The sequence below is a fragment of the Elusimicrobiota bacterium genome (assembly GCA_016182905.1).
Classification (GTDB): domain Bacteria; phylum Elusimicrobiota; class Elusimicrobia; order UBA1565; family UBA9628; genus GWA2-66-18.
In genome coordinates this window covers 77,856-104,052 of the sequence record JACPFR010000019.1, presented here as the reverse complement: position 1 = coordinate 104,052, position 26,197 = coordinate 77,856, and the positions used below count along the sequence as shown (strand labels likewise).

Sequence of the window (26,197 nt, the reverse complement as noted above, 5' to 3'; positions counted from 1 at the left end):
GGGTCATGAAGAAAACCACTTTCGCCGCGATCGCCGCGATCGCCGCTCTCCTCCTCTCCGTCGCCGCTTCCGCCCAGGTCGTCGGGGCGTGGGACAAGCTCGAGGGGCAGCACAGCCGCATCGCGGAGCCCCGCACCGTCGCCGTGAGCGATAAGGCGGCGTGGGAGCAGGTCTGGAAGGAGCACTCGGCCGAGGCTCCGGTCCCGTCCGTGGACTTCTCGAAGGAGAGCGTCGTCGCGGTTTTCCTCGGCGAGACGAAGGCCGCCGGGGTGAAGATCGAGATCGTCGTCCAGAACGACATGATCGACGCCGGCCGCCTCAACGTGTTCTATAAGGAGGTCCGTTCCGCCGCGAAGCCCTTCGCGGCCCAGATGGTCTGCCGCCCCTTCGCGATGGTCAAGGTGCGCAAGGCCGCGACCGTCGCCTTCGAAATCAACGGCCGCGTGTCCATCCCCGAGAGGGCGAAGGCGCCGAAGAACCCGCGCGACGACTCCAAGGTCCGCGCGCTGCTCGAAGCCCTTCCTTCCTTCGACGGCCGCTAGGCCTTCGGTCCTGGGCGGCCGTAGGCCGCCCTACCCCTCGACAATTCAGGGTTCCGGCCCTATACTCCCACTGTGAAGCGACCCCTCGCCTCCGCCCTCGCCTTCCTTATCATCGCCCTGTCCCCGGGCGCGCCCGCTTATCAGGCGTTCGCCCAGACCGTGGGCAAGACCGGCGGGACGGCGGGCGCCGCGGGCGACGCGGCCACCTCGGTCAACTCCGGCGTCAACGGCGGCGGCCTCGCCGCCCCGCTCGCGCTCCCGGTCCAGACCCTCGGCCTCAACTCCGCTTTGGCGCCGGCCGCCGCTCCGGCGCTCAACGCCGCCGCCGTCCCGGCCCTCGCGCCCGCGATGGCCGCCGTGACGCCCGCCGCCTCCCTCCTTCAGCCCTCGGCTCCGCGCGCGGCCCGGCCCGCGGCCTCGATCCCGGCCGCCAAACCCCTCGTCCCCGGCGCACTTCAGCCCGCGACCAAGAAGGCCGACGCGCCCGGCGGCCTGTCCGCGGCGTCCAAGCAGGTCGAATCCCTGTCCCAGACGGCCAAGCCGGTGCTGGATGGCGTCAAGAGCGGCGACGCGACCGGGGCCCTCAACACCGTCTTCGAGAACTCGTCGCAGCGCGGCCAACTCGGCGCGGTCGCGGCCCCGTCGGGGCCCGCGGCGCTGCGCTCCGGCCTCAAGCGGTCCGCGCCCTCGGCCGCTCCCCAGGGCCCCGCGGAGGTGCCGTCCGCCCAGGCTCCCGCCGCCAAGCCTTCCGTCTGGCAGCGCATCCGCTCCACCTTCGACCTCTCCGAGTTCAACAAGAGCGAGAAGTCCTACATCGCCGGCCAGGCCGTCTTCCTGCTCGCCATCTCGGTGTACCTCGCGTCCTTGCCGCTCCTCGTCAGCGCGCTGACCGGCGACGCGGCGATGACCGGCGTGGCGCGCATGGTCCATTACTGGGTGTTCGGCGGCGCGTCGTTGTTCGCGGGCGCGGTCGTCGGCAAGACGTCGATGAAGCGCATCCTCGTCGGCGCGGCCGGCGGGCGGGCCCTGCTGTTCGGCTCGATCGGCGCTTTGGCCCTGTTCGGCGGCCTGCCCTGGGCCGCGTTCCTCGTCCTCGTCGGCGTGAACTCCCTCATCGTCGCGCACAACCACCTCGTCGACATCGACACCGGCGGCGCGGCCAAGATCTTCAAGGGAGCCGACCAGAAGTCCACCGACCACAAGATCGAGAAGGCCGGCTACGTCTACGACTTCATCTACTACGGCATGATGCTCGTCGTCCCCGCGCTCATCGGCCTGCCGATGGACTGGATCGACGCGCGCTACGGCGCCGGCATCGGCGCGGGCGCGGGCTTCGCGGTGTTCGCGGCCCTGATGGGCGTCGTCTCCTACATCTACGCGACCAAGGTGGTCACGGTCGGGGACATGGCCTCGGTCCCGTGGAACGGGCTCAAGAACTACGTCGGCCGCCTGTTCGGCGCGCTGAAGACCTTCGGCCGCATCCTGCTCGACATCCCGCGCCGCAACTGGGCCACGGCCAAGATCATCATGGGCAACAAGGCCATCCTCGCGCGCTCGACGATGGCGACGATGGAGAACTTCGTCGAGGACGCCCTGTTCGCCGTCGTCCTGCCCACCTTCGCCATCGACATCCTCAGGGTCGGCGCGTTCGGCAACGGCCTCCTGCTCTCCGCGATCACCGCAGGCGGCCTCGTCGCCTCGATGTTCCTGATGAAGCGCGTCCAGGCCCTGCAGAAGAAGCACGGCACCTACAAGGTCCTGGCCGGCTTGACCGCCATCGCCGCGCTCGCCTTCGTGCCCTCGATCGGCCTGTGGCTGGTGCCCTCGCTGGCACTCGCCGTCCCCGCCGTGTTCATGATGAAGCTGATGCTGCAGCCTCTGCGCTCGCGCATGCGCGCCCTGCTGCAGACCGAGATCAAGAACGATCCCAAGGCCGCGCCCCACGCCGACGACATCTACAGCCTGATGACCTTCGTCGAGGTGATCGCGGCCGGCGCGGGCGGCCTCGCCTTCGCCTGGCTGTTCCACCACTCGATGCCCGGCTCCGCGCTCGCCCTGGCCCTCGGCGCGCTGGCGCCGATGAAGATCATCACGGTCACCTTGTTCGCGATGGGCTTCGTCTATCTCGGCGGCCTGCGCTGGGTCAAGGCTCAGCTCAGCAAGCCGACGCTCTCCGTCCACAAGTCTCCCGAGGGCAACGAAGCCAAGATGCTCGCCCAGCTCGCGGTCAGTCTGACGGAGAACGGCCTTCCCGCCCATAAGACGGCGAAGATCTCGGGCCCCGCCGACGACGACCGGCCCACGGTCGCCATCCTGACCCCGGCCTCCCGGCACAAGGTCGCCATCGCCCGCGAGGGAGGGCGCCAGGCCCCCGGCGACGTGAACCTCGTCCTCGACGCCTCCTGGCTGATCCAGGAGCGCTACCCCGACGGCCGGACCAAGATCCTCGTCACGAAGGGCGTCGTCTTCGACGAGAAGGGACAGGCGACCGTCGTCGAGTACGAGACGCCGCGGCGCGTCCATTACTTCGCCAACTTCATGACCCTCGGCGCCAACGACCGCGACGACGGGGTGATCTACGAGGAGAACCTCGACGTCCCGCAGTCGAACTCGCTCCAGCGCGAGGACGTCATCAACGACAAGCTCGGCACGCGGATCGTGATGGCGGCCAAGGGCGTCTCCGTGCCGGCGACCTTGGCCTTCCTCCTCTCGGCCCATCCGCTGGCCGCCGCCGCCTTGAACGGGAGCTTCAGCGCTCCCAGCGTCTCCGTCCAGGCGCTCCCCGAGGGCGACGACGCCGACGCCCGCGTCGCCGCGTCCGTCGACGCATACCTGGCCCGCCTCGAGGGCGACGAGATCGTCGTCAAGCCGTCCGGCACCCAGTTCCACTCCGGCATCGGGGTCAAGTTCTTCAGGAAGACGGAGCGCGACGCGATCCTCGAGCACGTGCGGGCCCTCCGCTCGATCGGCGGCATGACCGCCGAAGGGGCGATCCTCCTCGACAGCCGCGTGAACTCCGCCCCGCTCGAGCGCGGCGGCCGCAAGATGGAGACTACGCTTCGCGTCCTCGTCTCGCGCGCGCCGTGGGACGGCGGCGTGGCGGCGGCGGTCTACGCCCGCGTCGGGCCGTGGGGCAAGCCCACGACCGCGGAGGCGGCCGATCCCCGCGACAACGCCACCGTCGAGCCTTGGGAGGTCCTGCTCAAGGAGTGGCGCGCCGCCGGCTATCTGAACGAGGCGTCCTCGCGCGAGCTCGACGAGGAGGTCAAGGCCATGGGGCCGGCCATCCTCGCCGCCCTGACCGAATACGAGAGGACTCTGCCCCGGGCGACGGGCGAGGGTTATCAGGTCCAGACCGACATGATCGGCCTCGACGTCATGATCGAGCGCCGCGGGAACAAGCTGGTGCCGGTCGTCATCGAGATCAACGACCACAACTCCGGCGGCCAGTTCAATCTCGACAAGATGTATCCGGACGACATCGGGGCGCATTCCCGGCCTTACGTCGCCACGATGCTCCAGCGTGCCCGCCGCGACGCGCTCAAGGGCAAGCGCATCGTGATCGTCGGCGCGGGCTACGAGGGCAAGCGCCCGATCTTCGAGCGCGCCCGCGAGCTCGGCGTCGACATCATCCTCGTCGACAGCGCGAAGAGCTGGGCCAACGACCCGCGCTACATCTCCGAGCTGATCCCGACCGACAACACCAAGCCGGCCGAGGCCCTGACCATCGCCCGCAAGAAGCTGCAGCGCTCCATCCGCAAGAACGGCAAGCTCGACGGCATCACCACCTTCTGGGAGGACGACGTCGTCCTCACGGCGGACATGGCCAAGGCGCTGGGACTGCCGTACCACTCTCCGGACGCCGCCCGCACCGCCCGCAGCAAGTTCGAGACCCAGGCCGTCCTCGCCCTGAAAGGCGTGCCCGCCGCCCGGCAGGAGACGATCGAGAACCTCTCCACCGCGAAAGACGACGGCGAGCGCAAGGCCATGCTCGCGGCCTTCCGCAAGTCCGCCGCCCAGGTCGGCTTCCCCGCGGTGATCAAGCCCGTGTCCGGCGCCGCCGCCATGGGGACGGAGAAGGTCTCCTCGCTCGAGGAGGCCGTCGCCGCCTACAAGCGCATCAGCGCCATCATCAACCCCAAGACCGACCCGATCTTCGCCAACAACTCCGATCTCCTGCTGATGCAGTACCTCAACGGGGACGAGTACGACGTGGACCTCGTGATGGTCGCCGGCAAGCCGGTGTTCGCGTCGGTCACCGACAACAAGCCCACGCGGGAGCCGTCCTTCCTGGCCACCGGCTCGCGCCTGCCCAGCACCTTGACCCTCAAGCAGCAGAAGGAGTCGGCCGAGCAGGCCATCGCCTCCGCCCAGGCCCTGGGCCTGACCGACGGGGTCATCCACATGGAGGGCAAGTACACCACCGAGGGCGCCCGCCTCATCGAGGCCAACGCGCGCATGGGCGGCACCTACGTCCACGACTGGATCAAGAACGTCTGGGGCGTGGACCTCGCCGAGGAAGGCCTGATGGCCGCGGCCCGCATCCCCGGCAGACCGTATATGCCCTCCCAGCCTCTCGTCCACCTCGACGGGGACTTCGTCAACTCCGACAAGGCGGGCGTGATCAAGGTCCTCGAGCTGCCCGAGGAAGCCCGCAAGATGCCCGGTTTCGTCCGCTTCCGCGCGGTCAAGAAGGCCGGCGACCGCATCACGACGGACGAGGGCGGCGGCTACGCGCGCGTGGCCATGCTCGAGGTCGGCGGCAAGGACGCCGCCGAGGCCCGCCGCAACCTCGAGGCGATCAAGGCCAAGATCCGTTTCGTCCTCGAATAGGCCCCGCGGCGCGGGCGATTTTTTCTCCTTTCGTGAGCCCCATCCGCCGTCGTTTCCCCTCGGGGAATCACGAGTCGTGAGCCGTCGTGAGCGCCCGCGGATTCCCCGGATCTCCTGGACAGCCTCCCCCGGTATGATGAATGTGTCGGGCACGCCCGGCGCAGTCGTTAAAACTCGGAGGTGGATGAACATGCAGCACATAAAGGGTATTCTGGCGCAGATCATGATCGCGCTCAGCGTCGTTCCCGCGCAGGCGCTTTCGGTTCCGGCCGTGTGCGATGACCGTGGGATGGAATGCGGGGCTCGCGAGCGCTTCGACCGTCGGTCGTGCAGCTGCGTTCGCGATGAATGGACGAGCACGGCCTGCCCTGCGGTCATCGTCGATTGCAGGGACGGCTACCGGTTCGACGGGCGATCGTGCCGCTGCCTGCCGGACGATGCTCGCGGCTACGGGCCTTTCAGGGATGAAGCTTCGCCGATAAGCGGGCTTTCCGACGGATCGTCCGCGGTTCAGGAGTCCCTCGGAAAGGGCGATGCCGCGGCCGCGCTCTCGCGACTCGGCTCGCTCTTCGACGGAGAGCTCGTTCAAACAGCCTCGGCGGCCGTGCCCGTTCAGGCCGGCGCGGGGCCGCGATCCCGCCCCAATCCCGTCGCGCTGGGGCATTCGTTCGGCTCTCGGCCTGAAAAGCGGGACTTCGCCGTTCCGGCGATGGAGAGGTCCGCCGGTTCCGCCCGCCTCATCAAAGTCGGCAATGATACGGATGCCAATCCGCTGCGTCACGACAACGCGCAGCGGGAAGCCGGGACTTGGGGAGCCGGGGGCGCCATCGGCGGCTCCATCGGCGGCGCTCCGGGCGCGGCCTTGGGCGGGGCCGGCGGCGCCATCGCGGGCGGCTTGAGCGGGCACGCCAGCGACATCAAGGAGAAGATGGAGAAGGACGAGAAGAGCTATCAGAACGGCAAGGACGCGACGGAGCGCGACCGCCGCAGCCGCGAGGCCAAGAAGTGAACGGCATGGAGAACGCTATGAAAAAAGACACGTCGTGGGTCGTGGCGGGCGCGGTGATCGGCGCCGTCGCGGCGTTGGTCGTCAAGTTGTACCTGCCGGTGTCCGCCGGAGTCAGCCTGGCGCTGGGACCGGCGATGATCGTGGCGGGCGCGCTTGTCGGTAAGGCCGTCGCGCGCGCGCGCGCGTGAGGCGGGCAGGGAACCTGCAAGGCCGGGGCCCGCGTATCGCGGGCCCCGGCCGAGTTCGGGCAGCCCTGATGGGCAGATTACGATTATCCGCGGGCCTCGAATCGGCTAGAATCATGGCATGTCCGAATCTCCGCGGGTCGAGCTGCGCTGGACCAGAGAGGAGCTCGAGCCTCATTTCGGCCCCTTGGGCGGCCGCAAGGCCTGGCACCGCCTCGAGGAGCGCGTCTCCAAGCTCAACCTGGACGGGCGCCGCTACGGCGTGCGCCTCGTCGCCTCCTACGACGAGGGGACGCTCACGGTGAGCGCCAAGCAGGCCCAGACCCTCGAGGCGTTCCGGGAGAAGCTCGACGCGGCCCCCGGGCGCGTCCAGCGCTCCTTCGGCAAGCTGATCGGCGCCGGCACCGGCGGCGGCGGGCCTCAGGCGATGGGGCAATGCGTGGAGCGCCAGCGCGAGGCGGTCGCGCGCCGCGCCAACGAGCCGCTCAAGCTCTTCTCCGACCTGGCGCCGCTTCCGGGCAGCGTCTTCATCGATCCGCCGTTCCGCTGGGGCGACGCGCCGGGCAAGGGCGGCGCCCTTCAGGCCGTTCTCGCGGAAGCCGCGTCGCCCTCGGGCGGCTCCATGATCATCGTCGGCCCGTCGGGCATCGGCAAGAGCACCTTGGCCGGCGAGGCGTTCCGCCGGCTCAAATCCGCGCCCGGCGCGGGCTGGTCCCACCCGCTGTTCGTGCCCGCCGCCGACGTCCAGTTCGGCCCCGCGGGCGAAGTGGAGTGGGAGAAGCTTCCCGGCGTGCCGGCGGGGCTGGGCGCGCGTCTCGAGATCCTGTTCAAAGAGGGCCGGCTGCTGATGATCTTGGACGGGCTCGACGAGAACCTGAAGCTTCAGGACCTGTCGAACCCGGCGGCGTGGTCGTTCTGGGGGATGGCGTCGCGCAACCGCTGCATCCTCACCTGCCGCGACCGCTTCTATAACTACCGTTTCTCCTTCTCGCCGGTCGAGCGCATCTTCGGCGGCGGGCTCAAGATCATGAACCTCCCGCCGTGGGGGACCTCCGAGGCCAAGGCCCTGTTCGGCGGCATCGCCGAGCGCGGCCAGGGCGCGCCGAGGGCGCGCGCGCTCGTCGAGGGGCTCAGCCACCTGAGCCGCCTGTCTCCCGATTTCCTGCGCGAGAAGATGGCTTCGTTCCAGATCACGGGGCTGACCGCCTGGAATTTCGCCGTCTACTTCACCCTGCACAACAAGGGCAAGTTCCCGCGCAACGAGTACGAGATCCTGGAGTATTTCGTCGAGCAGACCTTGCGCTGGGAGAAGGGCAAGACGCGCGAGGGGGAGCCGCTGCCGGTCGAGATCCTACGCGGCCTGCTCGTGCGCCTGGGACGAAGCGCCGACGGAGAGCGCAACGGCCGCAAGAGCTGGCGCGTCACGCCCGACGCGATCCTGGAGGTCGTCGGGCGCCACTATCCCTTCCTGCTCGAGCGCAAGGTCCAGCTGTTCGCGGCCCTGCGCGAGATCCCGTTCCTCGAATACGAGGCCGAGACGGGGGCCTTCCATCTCGACTACCGCCTGGGCTGCTACTTCGCGGCCAAGAACATGGTCGTCCTCGCGCTGCAGGGCGACGCCGCCGGCCTGCGCGAGGAATGCCAGTCGCCCATGAGCTTCCAGTCGTTCAACTTCCTGATCCAGGCGTTCGCGGGCTTCGACGACGAGTCCCGGCGGAAGTTCTTCGAGTCCGCCAAGCGGGTGTTCGCGGACGTCCGGCGCGACTACGAGCGCGATAAGAGCGCGAGCCATGCGCGCGTCATGTGCGAGCTGTTCGAGCCGCTGGGCTGCCTGGGGTCGCCGGAGGCGAGCGAGTTCCTGCGGGGGATCGCCGCGCGGCCCCGGGATTTCCCGGAGCTCGTCAATTTCACCTGCGCCCGCGGCGTCGCCTACGCCGGCGACAGCGCCGCCGTCGACGCCTACATCCGCCGCCTCAAGAAGGACCGCGACGCGCGCCGCTTCAACAGCGAGTATTATCTCCATTCGTTGTGGCTGAGCGCCGAGTACACGCTCCAGTCGGGGCGCGGGGACCAGCGGCGCGTGAACCTGGAGAAGTGGGAGCGCCAGTCGCGCTGGTTCGTCCAGAAATTGACGACGAGCGACTACAAGGACCTGCGCCACATCCAGCTGTACTCGTTCGCCGATCTTCTGCGCGAGCTCGGCTCGGGCAGCCTCGAGCACGGGGTGCTGCGCGGCGTGGCGGACAGCCTGCGCAAGGAGTCGCCGGAGTGGAGCGCGGACGCGCGCGCGGACCTGGCGGACTTCGCGAAGCTGGCCGCCCGTCTCGATCCGGCCTAGCGCTCGGACGGGGGGGCCATCTTCCGGCGGTTGAAGGCGATGCCGGACGGCACCCGCGGAGGGTTGGGGTCGTCGTTCTCGAAGTGCCACGCCGTCGTGGCGTCCGCCGCCGGGAGCGCCTCGGGGGTGAAGTACCGCCCGCCGACCAGATCCTCGGCGTCCGGATCCGCTCCGTTCTCGCGCGCCGCGAGATAGCGCTCCACCAAGGGGCCGTCCCGCTTTATGCCGAAGAAGAAATAACCGGCGTTCTTTCCCTGCTTGTTCTTGTTCTCGGCGATCTTCGTCGTGTCGAGCACCTTCATCAGGATGACCCCTTCGGAGGGGTAGGGCGTCATGAGCAAGGTCGCCTTGTTGGCCATCAGGCCGATGTTGTAGTCGAAGCCGTAGAAATCGGTGTCCTGGCCGAGGCTGAAGACGGGGAGGTTCAGCGTCTTGGCCAGCTTCAGGCCCTCGGAGAAGGTCCGGACCGACGGGCTCGCGTCCTTGAGGGCCGGCCGGTACGCCGCGAAGTTGCCCACGAGCATCCCCTTCTCGGGCCACGCGCGCATGAGGACCCCGCCCAGCATGCGCTCCGGCTCCTTCGGGTCGTAATAGAAGACCGCCCAGCGCTCGCCCAGCAGGCCGTCGGCCTGCAGCTTGCGCGCCCAGTCGCGCGCCACGTTGCGCTTGCCGCCCGGCTTGTTGACGACCTCGTCCTCGTAGATCGGGTACCACTCGTCGAACTTCTCGAGCGTGAGCGGCTCGACCTTCACCGCGAGCCCGGCGCTGGCCTTGAGCATGTCGTGGAAGCTCTTGCGGTTGCGCTGGTGCGGCTGCATCGCGTCGTGCTCCTCGAGCGTGTGGGTCGGCGTCACCCAGCGCACGTACTCGGACTTGAGGTGATAGCCGTCCTCCTCGGAGAACCGGCCGACCTCGGCGCGCGAGGGGGCCTTGATGACGACCATCTCGACGCCCAGCTTGCGCAGGGCCGCGTCGTAGGAGGGGCGGTAGTCGCCGGAGGCGAAGTTGACGCGCTTGAGGCCGCGGGGGCTCGTCACCGCGTTCTTCATCACGTACGCTTCGAGCTCGTCGTCGCTCATCCCGGACCGCCCGAGGCCCACGAGCGGCTTCTTGGCCGCGCCGCCGGGATCGGAGACGGGCGACGCGTCCGCGGACGCGTGGAGGGAGGAGTTCTCGAAGATCGCGTTGAGGCGCAGGGAGATGTCCTGGCCCGAGGCCGGGTCGGTCAGGTCCACCGTGCGGCGCAAGGACTCCAGCTGCGTGCGCAGCTCGGGATGGGCCTCCGCGTGCGACTGGAACCGGGCCGACGCCTTGAGCAGGAGGTCCACGCCGTGGTCCCCGATCGCCGCCCGCAGAGACTCCTGGTTGGCGGCCAGCGCCTGGGGCTGGGCGGCCAAGGCCGCGACCAGGCGTCCCGACTCGGCGCGGTAAGGATCGACGCGCGACGGCGCCGCCGTCAGGAGCGGCGCCAAGGTCGGCGCCGACTGGGCGCTCAGCGAGGTCGCGAACTGGATCTGCGACATCATGGACTCGCGGAAAGCCGGAACGGTCCGCGCGAGGCCGAGCGCGGGGGTGAGGGGAGCGGAGACGACGCCGGCCGCCGCGGGCGCGGCGAGCAGGACGGCGAACGCGAGGAGCCTGATGAGGGAGGGGAGCCTCATGCCAGCAGTGTAGACCCTATTAGGCCGTATTTCAAGGTTTAAAATCGGGCGTTCGTGAGCCCCGGATCGGGGCCTTTCCCCTCGTGAAATCACGACTCGTGAGCGGTCGTGAGCCGGAAGAAAATCCGGCGAGCGGGCTCGTCGCCTCCGCGCCTATCATGTCTCTGCCGGGCATGTCCCGGCGCAGACGTTGAAACCGGAGGTGTAAGCCGATGAAATCCCTGATGTCGTTCGTCTTCCTGATGCCGATGATCCTCGCCGCCGCGCCGTCGCGCGCGTTGTCCGTGCCCGCCGTCGTCGACGACCGCTGCCGCGAAGAATACTGCCCGCAGCCCTATCCTCGTCCCGGTTCCTGCCCCAAGGGCACGCACCGGGTCTTCGACGAGTACAAGGGACGCTACATCTGCGTCGAGGACGACGCCCGCGAACCGCGGCCGCTGCCTTGGCGCACCGATCGTATGAAGGAACTGAGCGGCGTTCTCGGCGGCGACGACATGTCCGCCAAGGGCGCGGCCTTGAACGGCCTCTTCGACGCCGTTCAGTCCCGCGAGTCCGACGCCGGCGCGGTCACGGCCGGCGCCTGGGGCGCGGCCCCGTCGGGTGTCGCCGCCCTGAAGCCGTACGACCCCAAGAAGGGAGCCCGCCTGATCCTCGTCGGCGAGAAGGGCGCGGCGGCCGGCGCGATCGCCGGCGGCGCGGCGGGCGAGATGACGGGAGTCCCGGGCGCCGGTTCCGTGGGCGCGGGTCTCGGCGGCCTCGCCGGCAGCAAGGCCGAGGATAAGTTCAACTCGGGGATGGACAAGCTCGGCGACAGGCTCCGCGATCGCAACGACGAGAAGCTGCGTCAGGGAACCCAGGCTCAGAAAGACGCCGAAGCCCGGTATCCAAAGAAATAAGATATAGGCGATGCGCCGCCGGGAGGCTCGTCCTCCCGGCGGCCGTCCCGGGATGAACCATGGATATCGATAAAAGATCGTTGCGGATCCTCGCCGCCGGCGCGAGCGCCGGCGTCGGCGCGTTCTTCGGTCACCGCGCGGCCGGAGCGGCGGGCGCCGCCGCGGGCGCGTTCCTCCTCGTCTTCGCGGCGGGCTTTCTCCTTCGCTTCCGGGCTTAGCCGATGAGAAGATCCGCGGCCGTCATCCTGGGGATAGCGGGCGTGATCGCGGTGCGCGTCCCGTGCATGCTCTTCCTCACGCGCGGGGTGCTCGCCGTCGCCGGGGCCGGGCCGTCGGAGCAGTCCCGGGCCTTGGTCGCGATGGCCTGCGACGGGGGGATGATGGTCGTCCTGGCCTGGCTGGCGGCGGGCCTCCTGAGGCTCGACCGGAGCCGGGCTTTCCCTCTCGCGTGGCCGCGCGGCGCGGTCTTGGCCGGCGCCGGGATCGGCGTCTTGGTCGCGGGCGTCAACGCCCTGATCGTCCACCGCTTCTTTCCCCAGGCGGCCGCGTCGAGCACGACGGTCGCGACCTACCTCCAGGGCGCGCCGGGCCCGGGGGCGCACCTGGCCCTGGGCTTCGGCCTCGCCGTGTTCTCGCCGGTCGTCGAGGAGATCTATTTCCGGGGCCTCCTTCAGCAGGGCCTCGACGAGGCCGTGCCCTACGCGGGCATGCTCGCGGCCACTTTGCTCTTCGTCACCGAGCATCCCGGCTCGTTGAGCTCGCCCGCCATCTGGATCCTCGGCCTGGCGCTCGCCCTGATCTATCGCCGGACGCGGTCCGTCTCGGCGACGATCGCCTGCCACGTCGTCAACAACTGCCTCATCCTGTACGTCCTGCCCCTGCTGACGCGCTGAACGCGCGCCGTTCTGGGCCTTCTCGCCCGCAAACCCTAGGCCTTTTCCCGTCGTGAAAACGGGCCCTTAGGACCTCGGGGGGGTTCCCGGGGGGTGGTAGACTCGGGTCATGAAACGCCGAGATGCCTCTATCGCCGCACTCCTCTCCCTGATCCTGGCCGGGTCCGCGTCCGCGCAGACCGTCGGCACCGTCGTCGCGCCGCGTATGCCCGTCGGCGCCCCGACCTTGATCGTTCCCGGGGCTCCCGCGCTCGGCGGCAATCTGTCGATCCCGACTTTGTCGCCGTTGTCGTTGACCCCGCTTCTGGCCGCCCCCGCGATCGCCCCGACTCCTATTAATGCGCTCGTCCCCGCCGCGCTCCATCCGTTGCCGGTCGCGGCCGCGGCCCCCGCCGCGCTCCGCGCGGCAAAAACGTTGTCCGGCACTCTCTCCGCGGCTGCGTCCGAAGGACGCAGCCAAGCTCCGGCTCTCGGCGCCGCGTTCGACGGGCTCAAGGCGGCTTCGACTCCCGACGCCGTCTCCGTTCCCAGCGCTCCATCCTCCGATTCTTTCGTCCAAGAGGCCCGCCGCCGCTTCACGGCCCTGCGCCGTTCCGAGTCCGAGCGCGGGACGCGCCCCGAGGGCGCGATCCCGAGCGACGAGGACATGCACGGACGCATGGACCGCCTGCCCTCGACCAACCCCGAGCGCGCGAAGTTCATGATCGACCTGTTCAAGCTCGGCGGCGCCGCCGGCGCCGACATCGTCCTGCAGGACGCCGGCCGCGGCCGCAACAACATCATCGTGACCAAGAAGGGCAAGACCGACCGCGTGATCGTCATCGGCGGCCACTACGACAAGGTCAGCGAGGGCCTGGGCAAGATCGACAACGGCACGGGGGCCACGATGGTCGCCAACCTCTACCAGGCGATGAACGGCGTCGAGACCGACGCCACGCTCGTCTTCGTCGCCTTCGCCCGCGAGGAAGAGGGCCTGTACGGCTCTCAGGCGTACGTGAAGTCCCTCGACAAGTCCAAGCGCGCGAAGATCGACGCGATGATCAACCTCGACACGCTCGCGGTGGACGGCACCTTCACCTGGAAGAACAACTCCACCCGCGCGCTGCTCGACCGCTTCGCGCAGGTCTCGCGCGACAGCGGGCACGCGAGCAAGGAGGACTACCTCAACGGCGGCGACGCCGACTCCTCCACCTTCCGCGACGCGGGCATCCCCGCAATCACCCTCTACGGCGCGTCGCAGGACGTGATCTTCGACATCATCCATTCCGAGCGCGACACGATGGCCGCGTTCAGCCTGAAGCACTACAAGAACGCGTACATGCTGGTGCTCGAGGCGATCAAGTCGCTGGACCGGACCCCTCTTGGCCCCGTCGGGCGGAGAGACATTTGATGAGCCGCGCGGGATCCTGGGCCCAGGAAATTTTGGGACCATTGCCCTCGCGTTTTCGGGACCTTCGACCCGCGGGGTCGTTCAGGGGCCTGTGATACTATGGCGGCCAGGACGCAAGAGACTCGAACGATGCACGGGGATATCGTGAAGAGAAAAATGACGAAGAAAGTTCTGTCCATCTTTTGTTGTTCTGTGATCTTGAGCGGCTCTTCCGCGCCGGCTTTCGCGCAAGTCGTGCGCGGCGGCATCGGCGGAGCGGGCGTCCATGCGCCCGCGGGCGGAGCCCTTACCGGCTCGCCTTCCGCGATCAACCCCGCCCTCACCGGCGGGGTTTCCTCTATACAGGGAAGCCTGACGCCGTCCCTGGCCCCCGCCCTGGCCGCCCCGAGCGCCCTGACGCCGGCCCTGAGCGCCCCGATCGCCCTCGCCCCCGCGAAGGCCGTCGCCTCTCCCGCCGCCGCGCCCGTCAAGGCCGAGCCGGTCAACGCCCTCGCCTCGGCCCGCAGCCTCGCCGCCGCGATCGGCGACGAGAACCTGCCCAAGAACCAGGACCAGGCCAAGGAAGCCGCCGATAAGGCCTTCGATGGCGGCGCCGGCAGCGGCGCGGTCGAGGGAGAGGACGCCTCGGTCCCCTTTGCCCATAACGGCGCCCCGCTCGCGCAGCTCTACCCGCGCGTCGTCTTCATCCAGGACGTGTTCTCCGGCCCGGTGTCCGAGAAGACCGTCGAGTACGTCAACAAGCTCGTGGACGCCGGCGTGCACGTGGTGTTCCTGACCTGGCGCCCGCACCGCGGCGCGGACTCGGCCGACTCCATCCTGATGGAGCGCGTCAAGCAGTCGCGCAACAACCCCGTCATCGTCGTCTCCTACAACGGCGGCAAGGTGTCCCTGCACGGCCGCGCCGCGAACCCGAAGCCGCTCATCGAGAGCGTCGGAGCCTTCCCCGTCGAGGCCCTGGCCAAGATCAAGAAGATCGCCAGCGTCGTCGAGGCGGTCCCGACCGAGGCGGAGGCCTTCTCCGTCACCGTCAAGCTCGACGAGAAGTCCGTGTCGCCTTCTCCCAACGCCCAGATCAACGCCCTGAACCGCAGGTTCAAGGCCGCGGGCCTCGACTACAAGGCGGAGGCGCACCCGAACGTCCCGGGTGCCGCGATCATCCACTCGATGCCGCTGCGCTTCTCGCTCGCCCGCGTGATGCAGGCCCTCGAGACGCAGTTCGCCGGAGAGAACCTGTCGCAGTCTCCCGAGAAGTTCCTGATCCTGTCCGACTCGGTCAAGTCGCCGCGCTTCTCCACCTCCTTCCCTAAGAACTCCGAGATCCAGGTGGTCCGCGGCGGCGCGGCGATGGAGAACGTGCTCGGCGCCGTCCTCGGCGACCGCGCGCTCGGCAGCGTCTCGCTCAAGCTCGGCAAGCTCCGCCAGTACGTCGAGTACTGGGAGCCGTCGCATCAGCGCTCCCGCTCCTACGAGCCCGACGCGGTGGGCGGCAGCGGCGGGGGCGGCTCGGTGCGCCGCGCCGGCGGCGACCGCGAGACGAACAAGATGTTCGCCATGTATGTCGGCACCATCATGTTCCGCCTGATGGCCCAGCTCTACGACGACATCTTCCGCGGCCAGCACCAGCTCGCCAAGCTGACCGTCCTGCAGGCGCAGCTGCGCGCGATGTGGTATCAGCCGCTCAAGCACGGCGTCTACGTCAACAAGGGGCTCGCCAAGATCATGAGCACCCCGGCCTGGAAGGCGCAGAGCAAGGGCTACCTCGAGTACGCGAACTCGTATCTGACGAACTTCTACTTCCGAGAGTTCGGCGACTACACCCGGGCGGCCCGCAACGTCCAGGAGAACTACGTCGGCCTCTCGACGGACCGCAAGAGCCTGATCACGCTCGAGTTCGTGTCGGCGGCGACGGGCAAGCTGTACAAGATCCACACCCGCATCCCGCGCGTCATGCGCCTCGAGATGGCGCAGGGCCTGACGCTCACCGCCTACGCCTACCGCACCGGCAAGGAGACGCCGGACGACGGCGAGGAGTTCCTGGCCCGCGTGCTCGCCATGGCGATGCTCAAGGGCCACGCCCGCAAGGGCCCCGACGGCAAATGGCACCACGGCTCGCCCGAGGGCAAGGTCATCGAGAGCCTCAACGTCCAGCTCGAGTACCGCACCAGCGCGCGCCTGCACATCTTCAAGGCCGAGGACTTCCTCCGCCTCGAGGAGAACCAGACCGTCAACGGCCCGATCGTCCAGGAGATCATCTCCGCCATCGAGCGCGAGGAGGCCGACGCCGAGTACCAGGCCTACTACGCCGAGCAGGAGCAGGAGGCCACGAAGGACGACCTCAAGAAGAAGAAGGCCCCCGCGAAGAAGGCTCCGGCGAAGAAGCCCGTCGCGAAGAAGCCGGTCGCCAAGAAGCCGGCGGCGAAGCCCGCCGCGAAGGGGAAATAACATGAAGCTCGCGGCCCGTTTGCTCCGGGTCGTCCTGGCGGCGGCCCTGCTGGCCCCGTCGTCGGCGTTCGCTCAGATGCGCGTCTCCGTCCCGGGCGCCTCGGCGGGCGCTCCGACCGTAGTCCCTTCGCTCGGCGCGGGGCTCTCCGCCCCGTCCGTGACCGCTCCATCCTTGAGCGCGCCGTCCCTGTCGCTGACGCCCGTCCTGTCGGCTCCGGCGCTCGCGCCGTCCGCCGTGTCGCCCGTTCCGTTGGCGCTCAGGCCCGTCGCGGCCGCCGCGGCGAAGGCCGCCGTCCCCGCCGGCGTCGTGCCCGCGGCGCAGAAGCCCGTCGATCCCGAGGCCCCCGCTAAGCTGAGCGCCCTGAACGCCTTGCGCGACATGCCCGCGACCCTCGAGTCCGCGCCCGCCGCCGCCGGCCGCTTCGACGGCGCGAAGGTCCGCCCCGCGCTCGAGGAGCCGGTCGAGCCGGAGACCGTCACGAGCGAGATCTCCGACAGGAACGTTCAGGAAGACCTCGCCCTGTGGTTCACGCGCAAGCAGAAGGTCGACATCAAGAAGGACCAGGTCTACGCGCTCGTCCGCCCCGTCCTCGGCAACGGCTCGCGCCGCTACTGGGAGAAGTTCGAGGAGAAGAAGAGCATCGTCATCAAGGTCGCCGGCCAGGGCATGTTCGTCTCCAAGGTCACCTACGCCCGGACCGTGCCGATCAACCGCATGACGCTCAAGGACTTTCAAGGCGTGTACTCTCGATCCATGATGCGCGGCAAGTCCATCTACAAGCTGCGCGCCAAGCTCATCGCCGAGCTCAACGAGCGCAACGACCGCACGACCCGCGGCCAGTCCGGCGTCGTGACCCAGCTCTCCGAGGTCCGCGTCGTGCGCGTGATGCCGTTCAACCAGGCGCGTCTGCTGCCCGAGAACAAGGACGAGGAGACCTATACGCCGGTCGCGCGCACGCCGTACGAGCTGCCGGCCAAGCTCCAGGGCCTCTACCACATGACGCCCAAGGTCGTCCTCCTCGACATGCGCCTCTTCAAGGACGGCGTGCCGTATCCCCTGATCGAGGACATGACCAAGCTGATGAAGTCCGGCGTGTACTTCGTCCTCCTGTCCGACAAGCCCAACGACGCCCCGGGCTCGGTCGAGGACCAGCTCACGCGCGGCCTCAGCATGAAGCAGAAGGAGAACATCTCCCGCTACAAGATGGTCGTCCTGGCCGACGACGGCAACGCGCTGCAGTCCTACGACGGCGCGTTCGCGCGCTATCTGCCCTCGCGCCGCTTCTCCAACCAGGAGCAGGAGCTGATGCGCTTCGCCGCGAGCCTGTCCGGGATGCAGGGCGAGACGCTCTCCCACGGCACCGAGTTCGTCGCTTACCTTAAGAAGGGCGAAAGCGCCGAGGGCGCGATGGCCGCGCTGAAGAGCGCGCTGGCGCGCAACGGGCTTCCCGTGGAGTCCTGGCAGTTCTCCGTCGGGACCAAGAACGGCCGGTCGGCCCTGATCGTGCGCCCGCAGAACCTGGCGAGCGCCGTGCCTTACCTGCTCGAGTCCCTGCGCGACCAGGAAGGCCTGTACGTCAACCCGGGCGACATGATGACGATCTCCCGCGATGAGGCGCTGCTCGCCGCGACGAAGGGCTCGGTCCAGCCCTCTGCGCTGCTCGAGCAGCAGGGCGCGGAGCTGGCCGACGCGTCCTTGGCCGCGATCCTCGGGCCGTACCGCGAGAACCGCCCCGGCGACCTCGCGGCCTCGGCGTCCAAGATCACGAGCTTCATCTACAACCCCGACCGCGTCGGCGGCGGTTTCAACGGCGGCAGCATCTACATGATGATGGGCCACGTGATGCACTCCGCGTTCAACTGGGCGGTGTGGAAGTACCGCAACTCGGGCGTGTTCCCGTCGGCCGACGAGACCGTCGCCGCCGCCGAGAAGATCTGGCTCCACGAGGAGTCCCAGCGCGAGGGGCGGAACATCGACCGCCCCGGCGAGAACCTGGCCGGCTTCCACGAGGTCATGGTGGGCCGCATGCGCACGATGCACGCGGTGACCGCCGACATCCTCAAGGTCTACCCGATCGCCGTCGGCACCGAGCTGTCCAACATGCTCGTGTTCGACAACTACAAGAAGGGCGTCCCCGACAACCGGGACATCCTGCGCCTGATCTTCGACTTCGTCGTGGCCCGCGAGATGCCGGACGGCACGCTCGAGGTCGCGGTCGTCGACTTCAAGACCGGCCAGACGCCGACCTTGCAGAACCTCGAGAAGGACACCCAGGTCCAGCTCTACGACCTGGCCGTGCGCAAGATGTGGCCGACGCTCTCCGTCCCTTACGGCGCCAACGGCGAGCGCCGCAAGGTGTCCGACTACAAGATCCGCTTCATCTACCCGTCGGCGGGCTACCAGCCCATCCTCAACGAGTGGACGCGGATCAAGTTCGAGCGCTTCCTGCGCAACGTGATGAACCGCATCCGCCGGCACAACGCCCCGCCGGCCCCGAAGCCCGAGGCGAAGGTCAAGCGCAAGCCCAAGGCGAAAGTCGCGGCCAAGAAGTAGGCGCGGTCCGGAGCGAGCCGCCCCGGCGGGGAACCCCCGCCGGGGCGCTTTATTGAGACGCCCCGCCATTGACAAATCCTGCCGCATGTCTTATACTACACCCAATGGTTAACTATCAGGAGCGCCGGCTCGACCTCGCCTTCGGGGCGCTGTCCCACCCGATCCGCCGCGGCATCCTCGCCCGGCTGTCGACGGGGGAGGCGACGATCGCCGAGCTCGCCAGGCCGTTCAAGGTCTCCGCGCCCGCGATCACCAAGCACATGCGCGTGCTCGAGGACGCCGGCCTCCTCTCGCGCGTCAAGAAGGGCCGCGAGCATCACTGCCGCCTCGAGCGCGAGCGCATGAAGGAAGCCGAGGCCTGGATCGAGGCCCATAGCAAGTTCTGGAACGCGAAGCTCGACGCGCTCGAACTCTATCTCAAGGAGAACCCATGACGACCCCCAAGGGAGCCAAGCTGCCGGCGGTCCGGTTGAGGCGCACCATTCCTGCGCCGCCGAGTCGGGTCTATCGCGCGTGGCTGGACCCGCGGATGGTGCGGCGCTGGATGGCTCCCGGCTTCACCGCGAAAAAGGTGGAGGTGGACGAAAGGGTCGAGGGCCGCTTCAGCGTCTGGCATGCGGGCCCGGAGGGCGATGTCGGAGGCTTCGAGGCCGAGATACTCGAGCTGATCCCGGACCGGCGCATCGTCTTCCGGTGGGCCTTCGTCGGCCCGCAGCGGCTGGCGGGTCCCGTCTACGACACGAGGCTCACCGTCACGCTCGAGGAGGCGCCGGGAGGCGCCACGACGCTCACCCTCCTGAACGAGCGATTGGACGGGGTCGCGGCGGATCCGCTCCTGGCGGAGAAGGTGGAGGCTGGGTGGGAGGCCGGGTGGGCGTTCGTGCTCGACAAGCTCGCCTCCGTCGTGCGGAGGACGCGGTGAGGAAGCTGATCGCGACGGAGTGGATGAGCCTCGACGGCGTCGTGCAGGCGCCCGCCTATGCGGACGAGGACACGAGCGGCGGCTTCCAGCACGGCGGCTGGAACGTGCGCTACCTCGACGAGACAGCCATGAACTGGGTGACTGCGAACGTGAGGGAGGCGGGAGGCTACGTGCTCGGGCGGCGCACCTACGAGACCTTCGCGGCCTACTGGCCCAAGGCTCCCGACGCGCCGCGGACGCTCTCCGAGCCCATGAACTCCCTTCCGAAGCACGTCGCGTCGCGGACGCTGCGGGAGCCGCTGCCGTGGGCCAACTCGCGACTCCTGGGCGCTCCGCTCGCGGAGGCGGTCGCGGCGCTCAAGCGCGAGAACGGCAAGAGCCTCCTCGCGATCGGGAGTCCGGAGCTGGTCCGGAATCTCCTCGAGCTGGACCTCATCGATGAGCTCCGGCTCATGGTCGCACCGGTCATACTGGGCGGCGGCAAGCGGCCCTTCCATGCCGACGGGTCTTTGAGGAGCTTCCGCCTGTCCTCAAGCCGGGTGACGGGCACGGGCGCCGTCTTGGTGACCTATGAGAGACGGGACTATGAGTCGAGCCAGAAACCGCGCACATTAAGGAGAGCAGAATGAGCGTCACGAAGAAGGCGGAGAGCACGGCGGACCGCGAGATCGTGATCACCCGCCTCATCGACGCGCCCGTGCCGCGCGTATGGCGAGCCTGGGCGGACAACGATGAGATCGTGAAGTGGTGGGGGCCGCACGGCTTCTCCGACGAGACCCGCTCGCGCGAGTTCAAGGAGGGGGGAATCTGGAAGCACGTGATGATCGGTCCCGACGGCGTGAAGTACCTCAACACGGCGAAGTACGTCGAGATCGTCCCCGAGAAGAAGATCGTCGTCAAGAACGGCGGCGGCAAGGAGTTCGACGAGAAGGGAGTGGGCTTCGTCTCGACGATCACCTTCAAGGCGGTCGGCGATAAGACCGAACTCACGATGCGCTTGGAGTGCATGACGGCGGCCATGAAGAAGCGGGCCGTCGAGGAGTTCCGCGCGATCGAAGGCGGCCAGCAGACGCTCTCCCGCCTCGACGCGCACGTCGCCGGGCAGTTCGTCATCTTCCGGCTCGTCGACGCGCCGCGCGAGCGCGTCTGGCGGGCGTGGACCGACGCGAAGGAGATGGGCGCCTGGTTCGGGCCGAAGGGCGCCGAGACCACGCATTCCGACCTCGACCTCCGCGTCGGCGGGAGCTACCACTACGCGATGAGGAGCGGCGGCGTCGAGATGTGGGGCCTGGCGACGTACCAGGAGATCGAGAAGCCCGCGAAGCTCGTCTACCTCCAGCGGTTCTCCGACAAGGACCGCGGCCTCGGCGTCCATCCGCTGGCGCCGACCTGGCCGAAGAAGCTGCTGACGACCGTCCTGTTCCAGGACTTCGGCCCGAAGACCTTGATCTCCCTGTATTGGGCGCCGATCGAGGCGTCCGCGGTCGAGCTCAAGACCTTCTCCGACGGCATGTCCGGCATGAACCAGGGCTGGGGCGGCTCGTTCGACCGGCTCGACGCCTTTCTCAAGGAGGGAAAATGACCCCCGCGAAAGCCGAGCCGCGCCTCGTCCTCAAGCGCCTGATCGACGCTCCGCGCGAGCGCGTGTTCAAGGCCTGGATCGACCCCGTCGAGTTCGCGAAGTGGTGGGGTCCTCACGGCTTCACCGCGCCGGTCGTCGAGCTCGATGCCCGGCCGGGGGGGAAGATCGTCGTGTACATGCAGGGCCCCAAGGGCTCTCCTTGGGAGAAGCCGTATCCGATGGGCGGGGAGTTCCGCGAGGTCTCCCCGTTCGACCGGATCGTCTTCACCGCGTCGATCACGGGCGCGGACGGAGTCCTGGTTCACGAGAATCTCAACGAGGTGACCTTCGCCGACAAGGGCGGCAAGACCGAGCTCGTCCTCAAGGTCACCGTCCTCAAGACCACTCCCGGGTTCGCGAAATCGCTCGCGGGCATGGAGCAGGGCTGGACCCAGAGCCTCGAGAAGCTCGACGCTCTTTTCGCCTGAGACCGGAGGAGACACGGACATGATCAATATCCTGAAGATCGCCGGCGCCGCCGTCGCGCTCGCCGTCGTCGTCGTGCTCGCGCTGGCCGCGGGCAAGCCGGACGAGTTCCGCGTCGAGCGCAAGGTGACGATCGGCGCCGCCCCGGCGAAGATCTTCCCGTGGCTCGAGGACCCGCGCAGGACGGTCGAGTGGTCGCCGTGGGAGAAGAAGGACCCGAAGCTGAAGAAGACTTTCAGCGGAGCGGCGAAGGGCGTCGGGGCCGTCTACGAGTGGGACGGCAACAAGGACATCGGCGCGGGGCGTCTCGAGATCGTCGAGGCGGAGGCCCCGAAGAAGGTCGTCATGGACCTTCATTTCCTGCGCCCCATGGAAGGCCGCAACGTCGCCAGATACGAGGTGACCCCAGTCGCGGGCGGCAGCGAGGTGGCCTGGTCCATCGAGGGCCCGATGCCGTTCGTCTCCAAGGTCATGTACGTTTTCTTCGATATGGACAAGATGATCGGGGCCGAGTTCGAGAAGGGCCTGGGCGACCTGAAGGTCCTGGCCGAGAAGCCCTGAGAGGCGTCCCAGTCCGTCAACATCGAATTTACGCCCCGGCCATCGCCAGGACTTGGCCGCGCATGGCAGACTTCATGGGAACCACGGAGGTCATCATGAAGATCCGAGCCTCGCTCCTCATCTTGTCGGCCGTTCCGCTCGCGGCGCCGGCGCAAGTCCTGAGCTCCGCTCCGCGAGTGTCTTCCGGCCCGGTCACGACGACGTCGACCTCGCCGGCGCCCGGCTTGCAGCCGCCGGCCGCCCCGACCCGGCCCCCGAGTCTCGGCGAGTCTAATCCCGCCCTGCCGCTGCCCGGCACGGCCAATCCGGGCGTCCTCGGCGCTCCGATGGTCCCGAACCCGATGCCGGCGCCGGGCGCGGCCGGCGCCCCGAGCGCGGGCAGCGTTTCCCAGGCCCCGCTGATGCGGACGGAGCGTCAGGAGGAGTCTCAGGAGCGGCGCAGGGAGAGGCAGGACCTGCGCGCCATCCGGGACGCGGTCATGCGTCGTCCGACGGCGGGGCCGACCGGGATGAACCTCGGGCCGGCCGTGCGCGACCTGGACGTGGTCCGTAAGAACGGCAAAGTAGTCCTGACCGGCGTCGTCGCCACGCAGGCCGAGAAGGACGCGGCCGGGGCGAGGGCGTCGCAGGCGGCGGGGGGCAAGGAGATCGTCAATCAGATCACGGTGGGGGCGGCTAAGCCGTGAGGAGCAGCGGGCGGGCGCCGGCCTGATCCCGATCCGTTTTCCCGGGTCCCAGGGGGCCTAGGCCTCTTGTTGCCGTAGGGGGGACCCGAGGGCCCACGCGCCGCGGCCCGGGTCCGGTTATCATCTCTATAGATGAAGAACACGCGCCGCGTCCTCGCCGGCTTCCTCTCTTTCCTGACCCTCGCGTTCGCCCCGGGTCTCGTCTCCTATCAGGCGGCCGCCCAGGTCGTCAACGGCGCCGCCGCCGGCCGCTCCGGCGGGATCCCGGTGGTCCCGACGTACGGCGCGAACGGCGTCGGCATCGCGCCTCTCTCGCCCGCGACGTTCCTCGCGCCCGGCCTCAACGGCGGCCTCTCCGCTCCCGCGTTCAGCGCCCCGGTCCCGACGCTTTCTCCCGCGTTCGCTCCGGCGGCCCTGACGCCGTCGGCCGTCGGCGCCGCCGCCGCGATCCCGTCCCTGCCCGTGTCCGCCGTGGCCGCCCAGGCCCTCGCGGCCCGCGCGCTCGGTACGCCCACGGAATCCGCTCCCGCGATCGTTCCCGCCGGCGCGGCGACGACCCGGGACGACGCAGCCCCGGCCGATAACGCCAAGGCTCATCTCGCGCTCGCCGGCGAACAGCTCTCCGCCGCCGCCGACACCGAGAAGACCGGCATCCTCGACGCCTTCTTCACCGGCGCGCGCACGATCTACGGCCGCCTGACCGGCGACAACGCGGCGTCCGGCTCGATGGTGGCTGCGCCCGCCGGGACGGCGGTCGCCAACGAAGTCCCCGCCGCGAAGGCCTCCGCTCAGACCGCGACGGCCCCGACGCCCGTCGCGCTGATCGGCACGGGCCTGCAGCCCGGCGACAAGTTCCTGACCGCCGCCGCGGCCGACGAGAAGCCGCAGGTCCCCGCGCCCGCTCCCTCCGCGCCCGACGCCGCGACCGGCGCGCGCGCGCTGAAGTGGATGTACATCCAGGACGCGATCAGCATGTCGGTGTTCATCATGACCTCGATCGCCTACCCGATGGTCGTGATCCCCGCCGTCGGCGCCGTGACCTACGGCGTGCTGATGGCCCTCGGGCCGCTGGCCGCCATCGCCCTCGGGCCGCTGTCCGGCATGATCGCCAACCGCTTCGCCCCGCGCGAGGGCCTGGCGATCCTCTCCGCCCTGCGCGCCGTCCTCACCGTGGCGCTCCCCGTGATGGCCCTGACCGGCATGATCAGCTTCTGGCCGCTGCTGATCGCCTCGATCGCCAACGGCTGGCAGTTCTCGCTGCTGATGACGAGCCGCACCGCCTACACGCGCCGCTTCGCGATCACCGACCCCAAGCAGAGCCGCAGCTGGCTGCACATCGGCAACCTGACCACGATCGGCTTCTCCATCTACTTCGTGCTCCAGGTGCTGATGGGCTCGATCGGCCAGATCGGCGGCGTCGTCGACGCGATGAGCCCGATGATGCCCTTCTGGATCTCGGCCGCGGTCAACGTGGCCCTCATCGGCCTGAACATGTGGAAGATCCCCAAGATCGCCAACATCGTCGCCAACGCGGCCGGCGCGGCGAAGGCGGCGGCGGAGCCTTTCGCGAAGAAGGCGGCCGCCTTCGTCAAGAAGTTCTGGAAGGAGATCGCCCTGTTCGCCGGCACGATGGGCGTGTACGCGTGGGGACTGCCCATCGCGCTCCCGCTGATCGGCACGGGCATCGGCTCGCCGCTGTGGATGGCGGCCGCGCTGGTGTACTGGATCTCCCGCACCGCCACCTTCAAGACGGTGATGTCGACGCCCAAGATCCGCAACGCCCTGCTGCTGTCGGCGCTGGCCGCCGGCCTCATCTATCCTTTCCAGAACCTGGCGATGCCGCTGATCGCCGCCTCGCTCGGCGCCAAGGCGCTGATCTACGGCCAGCTGCTCGGCGCGTTCTTCTTCGGCCAGCTGCTCTCCAACGCGAGCATGGCGCGCCTGCCCGAGGTGCGCATCCCCCTGATCGGCAAGACGGTCGCGGCCGAGCGGCTGCTGCAGGCCGGCGTGCTGACCTTGGCCGCGATCTGGGCCGGCGTGCGCCTGTTCCCCGGCAATCTCCTCGCCGTCGCCGGGGCCGTCGCGGTCGGCATGGCCCTCATCGCCATCACCTCGCGCCTGACCAACCGCGGCTGGATCAAGTTCTTCGGCGTCGGCCTGCTGGCCGCGGTCGGCGTGGCCCTGTCGTGGGGCTTCTACCCCGGCATCTTCGCGTCCGTCATGCTGCTCGGCCTGTTCGTCGGCCCGTTCGTCTCGGCGATCAACACCTACATCAGCGGCAACTCCGACCCCAAGATGGTCTCGCAGACCTTCGGCGTGAGCAGCTCGCTGTTCAACGCGATGACCTCGTTCGGCTACGGCCTGCTGTCGGCGACGACGAAGGCCTACGGCGACCCGGCCTTCCCGAGCGCGCTGACGCCGATCATCGCGGTCTACGTCGCCGCCGCGGTCCTGTTCTTCCTCGCGCCGCGCTGGCTTCCGGGCCTGCCCGAGAAGAGCCTGCGCTCTCCCGAGCCCAAGAAGCCCGCCGCGTAATCCGGTATAATCCGCGGCATGCCCGGCCCCAAGATCGCGTCCATCGATTTCGCGCCGCCCGCGGACTGCTCCTCGGGCGATTGCGACCTGACGGTCGCCTTCGAGGGGGGCGGCGGCTCCACCTTCAAGGTCGCGACCTTCGATCGCGCGGAGTCGTGGATGGCCGGCTCCAAGTCGAAGGCCTGGTGGTCCGAGCCCGTCCTGTTCGTCTCGAGCCTCGACCCCGCGACCGTGCGCGCCGCCGTCGAGGCGATGGCCGCGGAGATGGGCGGCTACTGGCTGCGCTACTACCACCGGAGAAGGAAGTGAGCCCGGTCTCCAGCCCCGTCGGCCACATCGAGCTCACGCACCTGACCGATCCCGCGCGCCCCGAGCACGGGAGCGGGGTCATCGAGGTCTACCTCAAGGACGGCCGCCAGTTCACCTTGCTGGCCGCCACGCCGTCCTGGTTCAAGGAGGAGCTGACGCGGCTCGGGCTCAAGTTCTACTACGGTCCCGCCGTGCTGTTCCTCAAGAAGCTGGACCTCGCCGCCGCGCGCAAGGCCGCCAAGGACATGCTGACCGAGAACGAGCAGCTGCTCGTCCGCTACGACACCCCGCGCCGCACCTTGCCCGACGTCCTCGCCGCCTTCCGCGCGGCGCATCCGTGACCTAAGGCCCAACGATTCACGGGCCGCTTGCCGTCGAGGAACTGGGTCGTTGG

22 protein-coding genes are annotated in these 26,197 nt (G+C 69.0%); 21 read left to right on the top strand and 1 reads right to left on the bottom strand.

All coding sequences use genetic code 11. From position 1 onward, the window contains the following. Positions 1-5: 5 nt before the first annotated feature. The 5 genes from HYV14_07770 to HYV14_07750 all read left to right on the top strand — a co-directional run bounded on the left by HYV14_07770 (position 6) and on the right by HYV14_07750 (position 8,907). Positions 6-542 (top strand): hypothetical protein, encoded by a 537-nt coding sequence (locus tag HYV14_07770; GenBank protein ID MBI2385896.1) that lies wholly within the window; start codon positions 6-8, stop codon positions 540-542. A 72-nt stretch (positions 543-614) separates the two neighbouring features. Then, positions 615-5,375: an ATP-grasp domain-containing protein gene (locus HYV14_07765; GenBank protein MBI2385895.1), complete on the top strand. Its 4,761-nt coding sequence runs from the start codon at positions 615-617 to the stop codon at positions 5,373-5,375. 184 nt (positions 5,376-5,559) lie between these two features. After that, on the top strand, positions 5,560-6,384 hold the full coding sequence (locus HYV14_07760) for a hypothetical protein (protein ID MBI2385894.1): 825 nt from the start codon (positions 5,560-5,562) through the stop codon (positions 6,382-6,384). 17 nt (positions 6,385-6,401) lie between these two features. Further along, positions 6,402-6,572 carry a hypothetical protein gene (locus tag HYV14_07755; GenBank protein ID MBI2385893.1) on the top strand — a complete coding sequence of 57 codons (171 nt, stop codon included), beginning with the start codon at positions 6,402-6,404 and terminating at the stop codon, positions 6,570-6,572. A 118-nt stretch (positions 6,573-6,690) separates the two neighbouring features. Next, positions 6,691-8,907, top strand: coding sequence for a hypothetical protein (locus HYV14_07750; GenBank protein MBI2385892.1), 2,217 nt, complete (start codon positions 6,691-6,693; stop codon positions 8,905-8,907). On the opposite strand, the gene HYV14_07745 is transcribed toward HYV14_07750, so the two are convergent. Continuing rightward, positions 8,904-10,568 carry a hypothetical protein gene (locus HYV14_07745; protein ID MBI2385891.1) on the bottom strand — a complete coding sequence of 555 codons (1,665 nt, stop codon included), beginning with the start codon at positions 10,566-10,568 and terminating at the stop codon, positions 8,904-8,906. The genes HYV14_07750 and HYV14_07745 overlap by 4 nt on opposite strands. A 212-nt stretch (positions 10,569-10,780) precedes the next feature. On the opposite strand from HYV14_07745, the gene HYV14_07740 reads away from it, so the two are divergent. From HYV14_07740 to HYV14_07665, 16 genes are all read left to right on the top strand, one after another. Then, on the top strand, positions 10,781-11,464 hold the full coding sequence (locus HYV14_07740) for a hypothetical protein (GenBank protein MBI2385890.1): 684 nt from the start codon (positions 10,781-10,783) through the stop codon (positions 11,462-11,464). 59 nt (positions 11,465-11,523) lie between these two features. Then, positions 11,524-11,682: a hypothetical protein gene (locus HYV14_07735; GenBank protein MBI2385889.1), complete on the top strand. Its 159-nt coding sequence runs from the start codon at positions 11,524-11,526 to the stop codon at positions 11,680-11,682. 3 nt (positions 11,683-11,685) lie between these two features. Continuing rightward, a complete protein-coding gene (locus HYV14_07730; GenBank protein MBI2385888.1) occupies positions 11,686-12,357 on the top strand; it encodes a CPBP family intramembrane metalloprotease in 672 nt (223 codons plus the stop codon). 109 nt (positions 12,358-12,466) lie between these two features. After that, positions 12,467-13,747, top strand: coding sequence for a M28 family peptidase (locus HYV14_07725; protein MBI2385887.1), 1,281 nt, complete (start codon positions 12,467-12,469; stop codon positions 13,745-13,747). Positions 13,748-13,903: 156 nt separating this feature from the next. After that, positions 13,904-16,189, top strand: a complete 2,286-nt coding sequence (locus HYV14_07720) for a hypothetical protein (protein MBI2385886.1) — start codon at positions 13,904-13,906, stop codon at positions 16,187-16,189. 1 nt (position 16,190) lies between these two features. Then, positions 16,191-18,743 (top strand): PD-(D/E)XK nuclease family protein, encoded by a 2,553-nt coding sequence (locus HYV14_07715; protein ID MBI2385885.1) that lies wholly within the window; start codon positions 16,191-16,193, stop codon positions 18,741-18,743. Between the two features lie 104 nt (positions 18,744-18,847). Further along, positions 18,848-19,177: a helix-turn-helix transcriptional regulator gene (locus HYV14_07710; GenBank protein ID MBI2385884.1), complete on the top strand. Its 330-nt coding sequence runs from the start codon at positions 18,848-18,850 to the stop codon at positions 19,175-19,177. Then, entirely contained in the window at positions 19,174-19,665 is a 492-nt protein-coding gene (locus HYV14_07705) for an SRPBCC domain-containing protein (GenBank protein ID MBI2385883.1), read from the top strand. Before HYV14_07710 ends, HYV14_07705 begins: the two co-directional genes overlap by 4 nt. Beyond that, positions 19,662-20,294 carry a dihydrofolate reductase family protein gene (locus tag HYV14_07700; GenBank protein ID MBI2385882.1) on the top strand — a complete coding sequence of 211 codons (633 nt, stop codon included), beginning with the start codon at positions 19,662-19,664 and terminating at the stop codon, positions 20,292-20,294. Before HYV14_07705 ends, HYV14_07700 begins: the two co-directional genes overlap by 4 nt. Then, a complete protein-coding gene (locus HYV14_07695) occupies positions 20,291-21,247 on the top strand; it encodes an SRPBCC domain-containing protein (protein MBI2385881.1) in 957 nt (318 codons plus the stop codon). Before HYV14_07700 ends, HYV14_07695 begins: the two co-directional genes overlap by 4 nt. After that, on the top strand, positions 21,244-21,714 hold the full coding sequence (locus HYV14_07690; GenBank protein ID MBI2385880.1) for an SRPBCC domain-containing protein: 471 nt from the start codon (positions 21,244-21,246) through the stop codon (positions 21,712-21,714). The genes HYV14_07695 and HYV14_07690 overlap by 4 nt, the downstream gene beginning before the upstream one ends. 19 nt (positions 21,715-21,733) lie before the next feature. Further along, the gene (locus HYV14_07685) at positions 21,734-22,273 is read left to right on the top strand and encodes an SRPBCC family protein (GenBank protein MBI2385879.1); all 540 of its coding nucleotides are present in this window, start codon (positions 21,734-21,736) and stop codon (positions 22,271-22,273) included. Positions 22,274-22,368: 95 nt separating this feature from the next. After that, positions 22,369-22,959, top strand: coding sequence for a BON domain-containing protein (locus HYV14_07680; GenBank protein ID MBI2385878.1), 591 nt, complete (start codon positions 22,369-22,371; stop codon positions 22,957-22,959). A gap of 132 nt (positions 22,960-23,091) precedes the next feature. Continuing rightward, entirely contained in the window at positions 23,092-25,494 is a 2,403-nt protein-coding gene (locus tag HYV14_07675; protein MBI2385877.1) for a hypothetical protein, read from the top strand. An 18-nt stretch (positions 25,495-25,512) separates the two neighbouring features. Beyond that, a complete protein-coding gene (locus tag HYV14_07670) occupies positions 25,513-25,803 on the top strand; it encodes a hypothetical protein (GenBank protein ID MBI2385876.1) in 291 nt (96 codons plus the stop codon). Then, positions 25,800-26,144 carry a hypothetical protein gene (locus tag HYV14_07665; protein MBI2385875.1) on the top strand — a complete coding sequence of 115 codons (345 nt, stop codon included), beginning with the start codon at positions 25,800-25,802 and terminating at the stop codon, positions 26,142-26,144. Before HYV14_07670 ends, HYV14_07665 begins: the two co-directional genes overlap by 4 nt. Positions 26,145-26,197: the final 53 nt, after the last annotated feature.

Bases quoted from the DNA above. Each gene is read 5' to 3' on its own strand.
- HYV14_07770 (MBI2385896.1), top strand. From the start codon at position 6: ATGAAGAAAACCACTTTCGCCGCGATCGCCGCGATCGCCGCTCTCCTC.
- HYV14_07760 (MBI2385894.1), top strand. From the start codon at position 5,560: ATGAACATGCAGCACATAAAGGGTATTCTGGCGCAGATCATGATCGCG.
- HYV14_07755 (MBI2385893.1), top strand. From the start codon at position 6,402: ATGAAAAAAGACACGTCGTGGGTCGTGGCGGGCGCGGTGATCGGCGCC.
- HYV14_07750 (MBI2385892.1), top strand. From the start codon at position 6,691: ATGTCCGAATCTCCGCGGGTCGAGCTGCGCTGGACCAGAGAGGAGCTC.
- HYV14_07745 (MBI2385891.1), bottom strand. From the start codon at position 10,568: ATGAGGCTCCCCTCCCTCATCAGGCTCCTCGCGTTCGCCGTCCTGCTC.
- HYV14_07740 (MBI2385890.1), top strand. From the start codon at position 10,781: ATGAAATCCCTGATGTCGTTCGTCTTCCTGATGCCGATGATCCTCGCC.
- HYV14_07735 (MBI2385889.1), top strand. From the start codon at position 11,524: ATGGATATCGATAAAAGATCGTTGCGGATCCTCGCCGCCGGCGCGAGC.
- HYV14_07730 (MBI2385888.1), top strand. From the start codon at position 11,686: ATGAGAAGATCCGCGGCCGTCATCCTGGGGATAGCGGGCGTGATCGCG.
- HYV14_07725 (MBI2385887.1), top strand. From the start codon at position 12,467: ATGAAACGCCGAGATGCCTCTATCGCCGCACTCCTCTCCCTGATCCTG.
- HYV14_07720 (MBI2385886.1), top strand. From the start codon at position 13,904: ATGACGAAGAAAGTTCTGTCCATCTTTTGTTGTTCTGTGATCTTGAGC.
- HYV14_07715 (MBI2385885.1), top strand. From the start codon at position 16,191: ATGAAGCTCGCGGCCCGTTTGCTCCGGGTCGTCCTGGCGGCGGCCCTG.
- HYV14_07710 (MBI2385884.1), top strand. From the start codon at position 18,848: ATGGTTAACTATCAGGAGCGCCGGCTCGACCTCGCCTTCGGGGCGCTG.
- HYV14_07705 (MBI2385883.1), top strand. From the start codon at position 19,174: ATGACGACCCCCAAGGGAGCCAAGCTGCCGGCGGTCCGGTTGAGGCGC.
- HYV14_07695 (MBI2385881.1), top strand. From the start codon at position 20,291: ATGAGCGTCACGAAGAAGGCGGAGAGCACGGCGGACCGCGAGATCGTG.
- HYV14_07690 (MBI2385880.1), top strand. From the start codon at position 21,244: ATGACCCCCGCGAAAGCCGAGCCGCGCCTCGTCCTCAAGCGCCTGATC.
- HYV14_07685 (MBI2385879.1), top strand. From the start codon at position 21,734: ATGATCAATATCCTGAAGATCGCCGGCGCCGCCGTCGCGCTCGCCGTC.
- HYV14_07680 (MBI2385878.1), top strand. From the start codon at position 22,369: ATGAAGATCCGAGCCTCGCTCCTCATCTTGTCGGCCGTTCCGCTCGCG.
- HYV14_07675 (MBI2385877.1), top strand. From the start codon at position 23,092: ATGAAGAACACGCGCCGCGTCCTCGCCGGCTTCCTCTCTTTCCTGACC.
- HYV14_07670 (MBI2385876.1), top strand. From the start codon at position 25,513: ATGCCCGGCCCCAAGATCGCGTCCATCGATTTCGCGCCGCCCGCGGAC.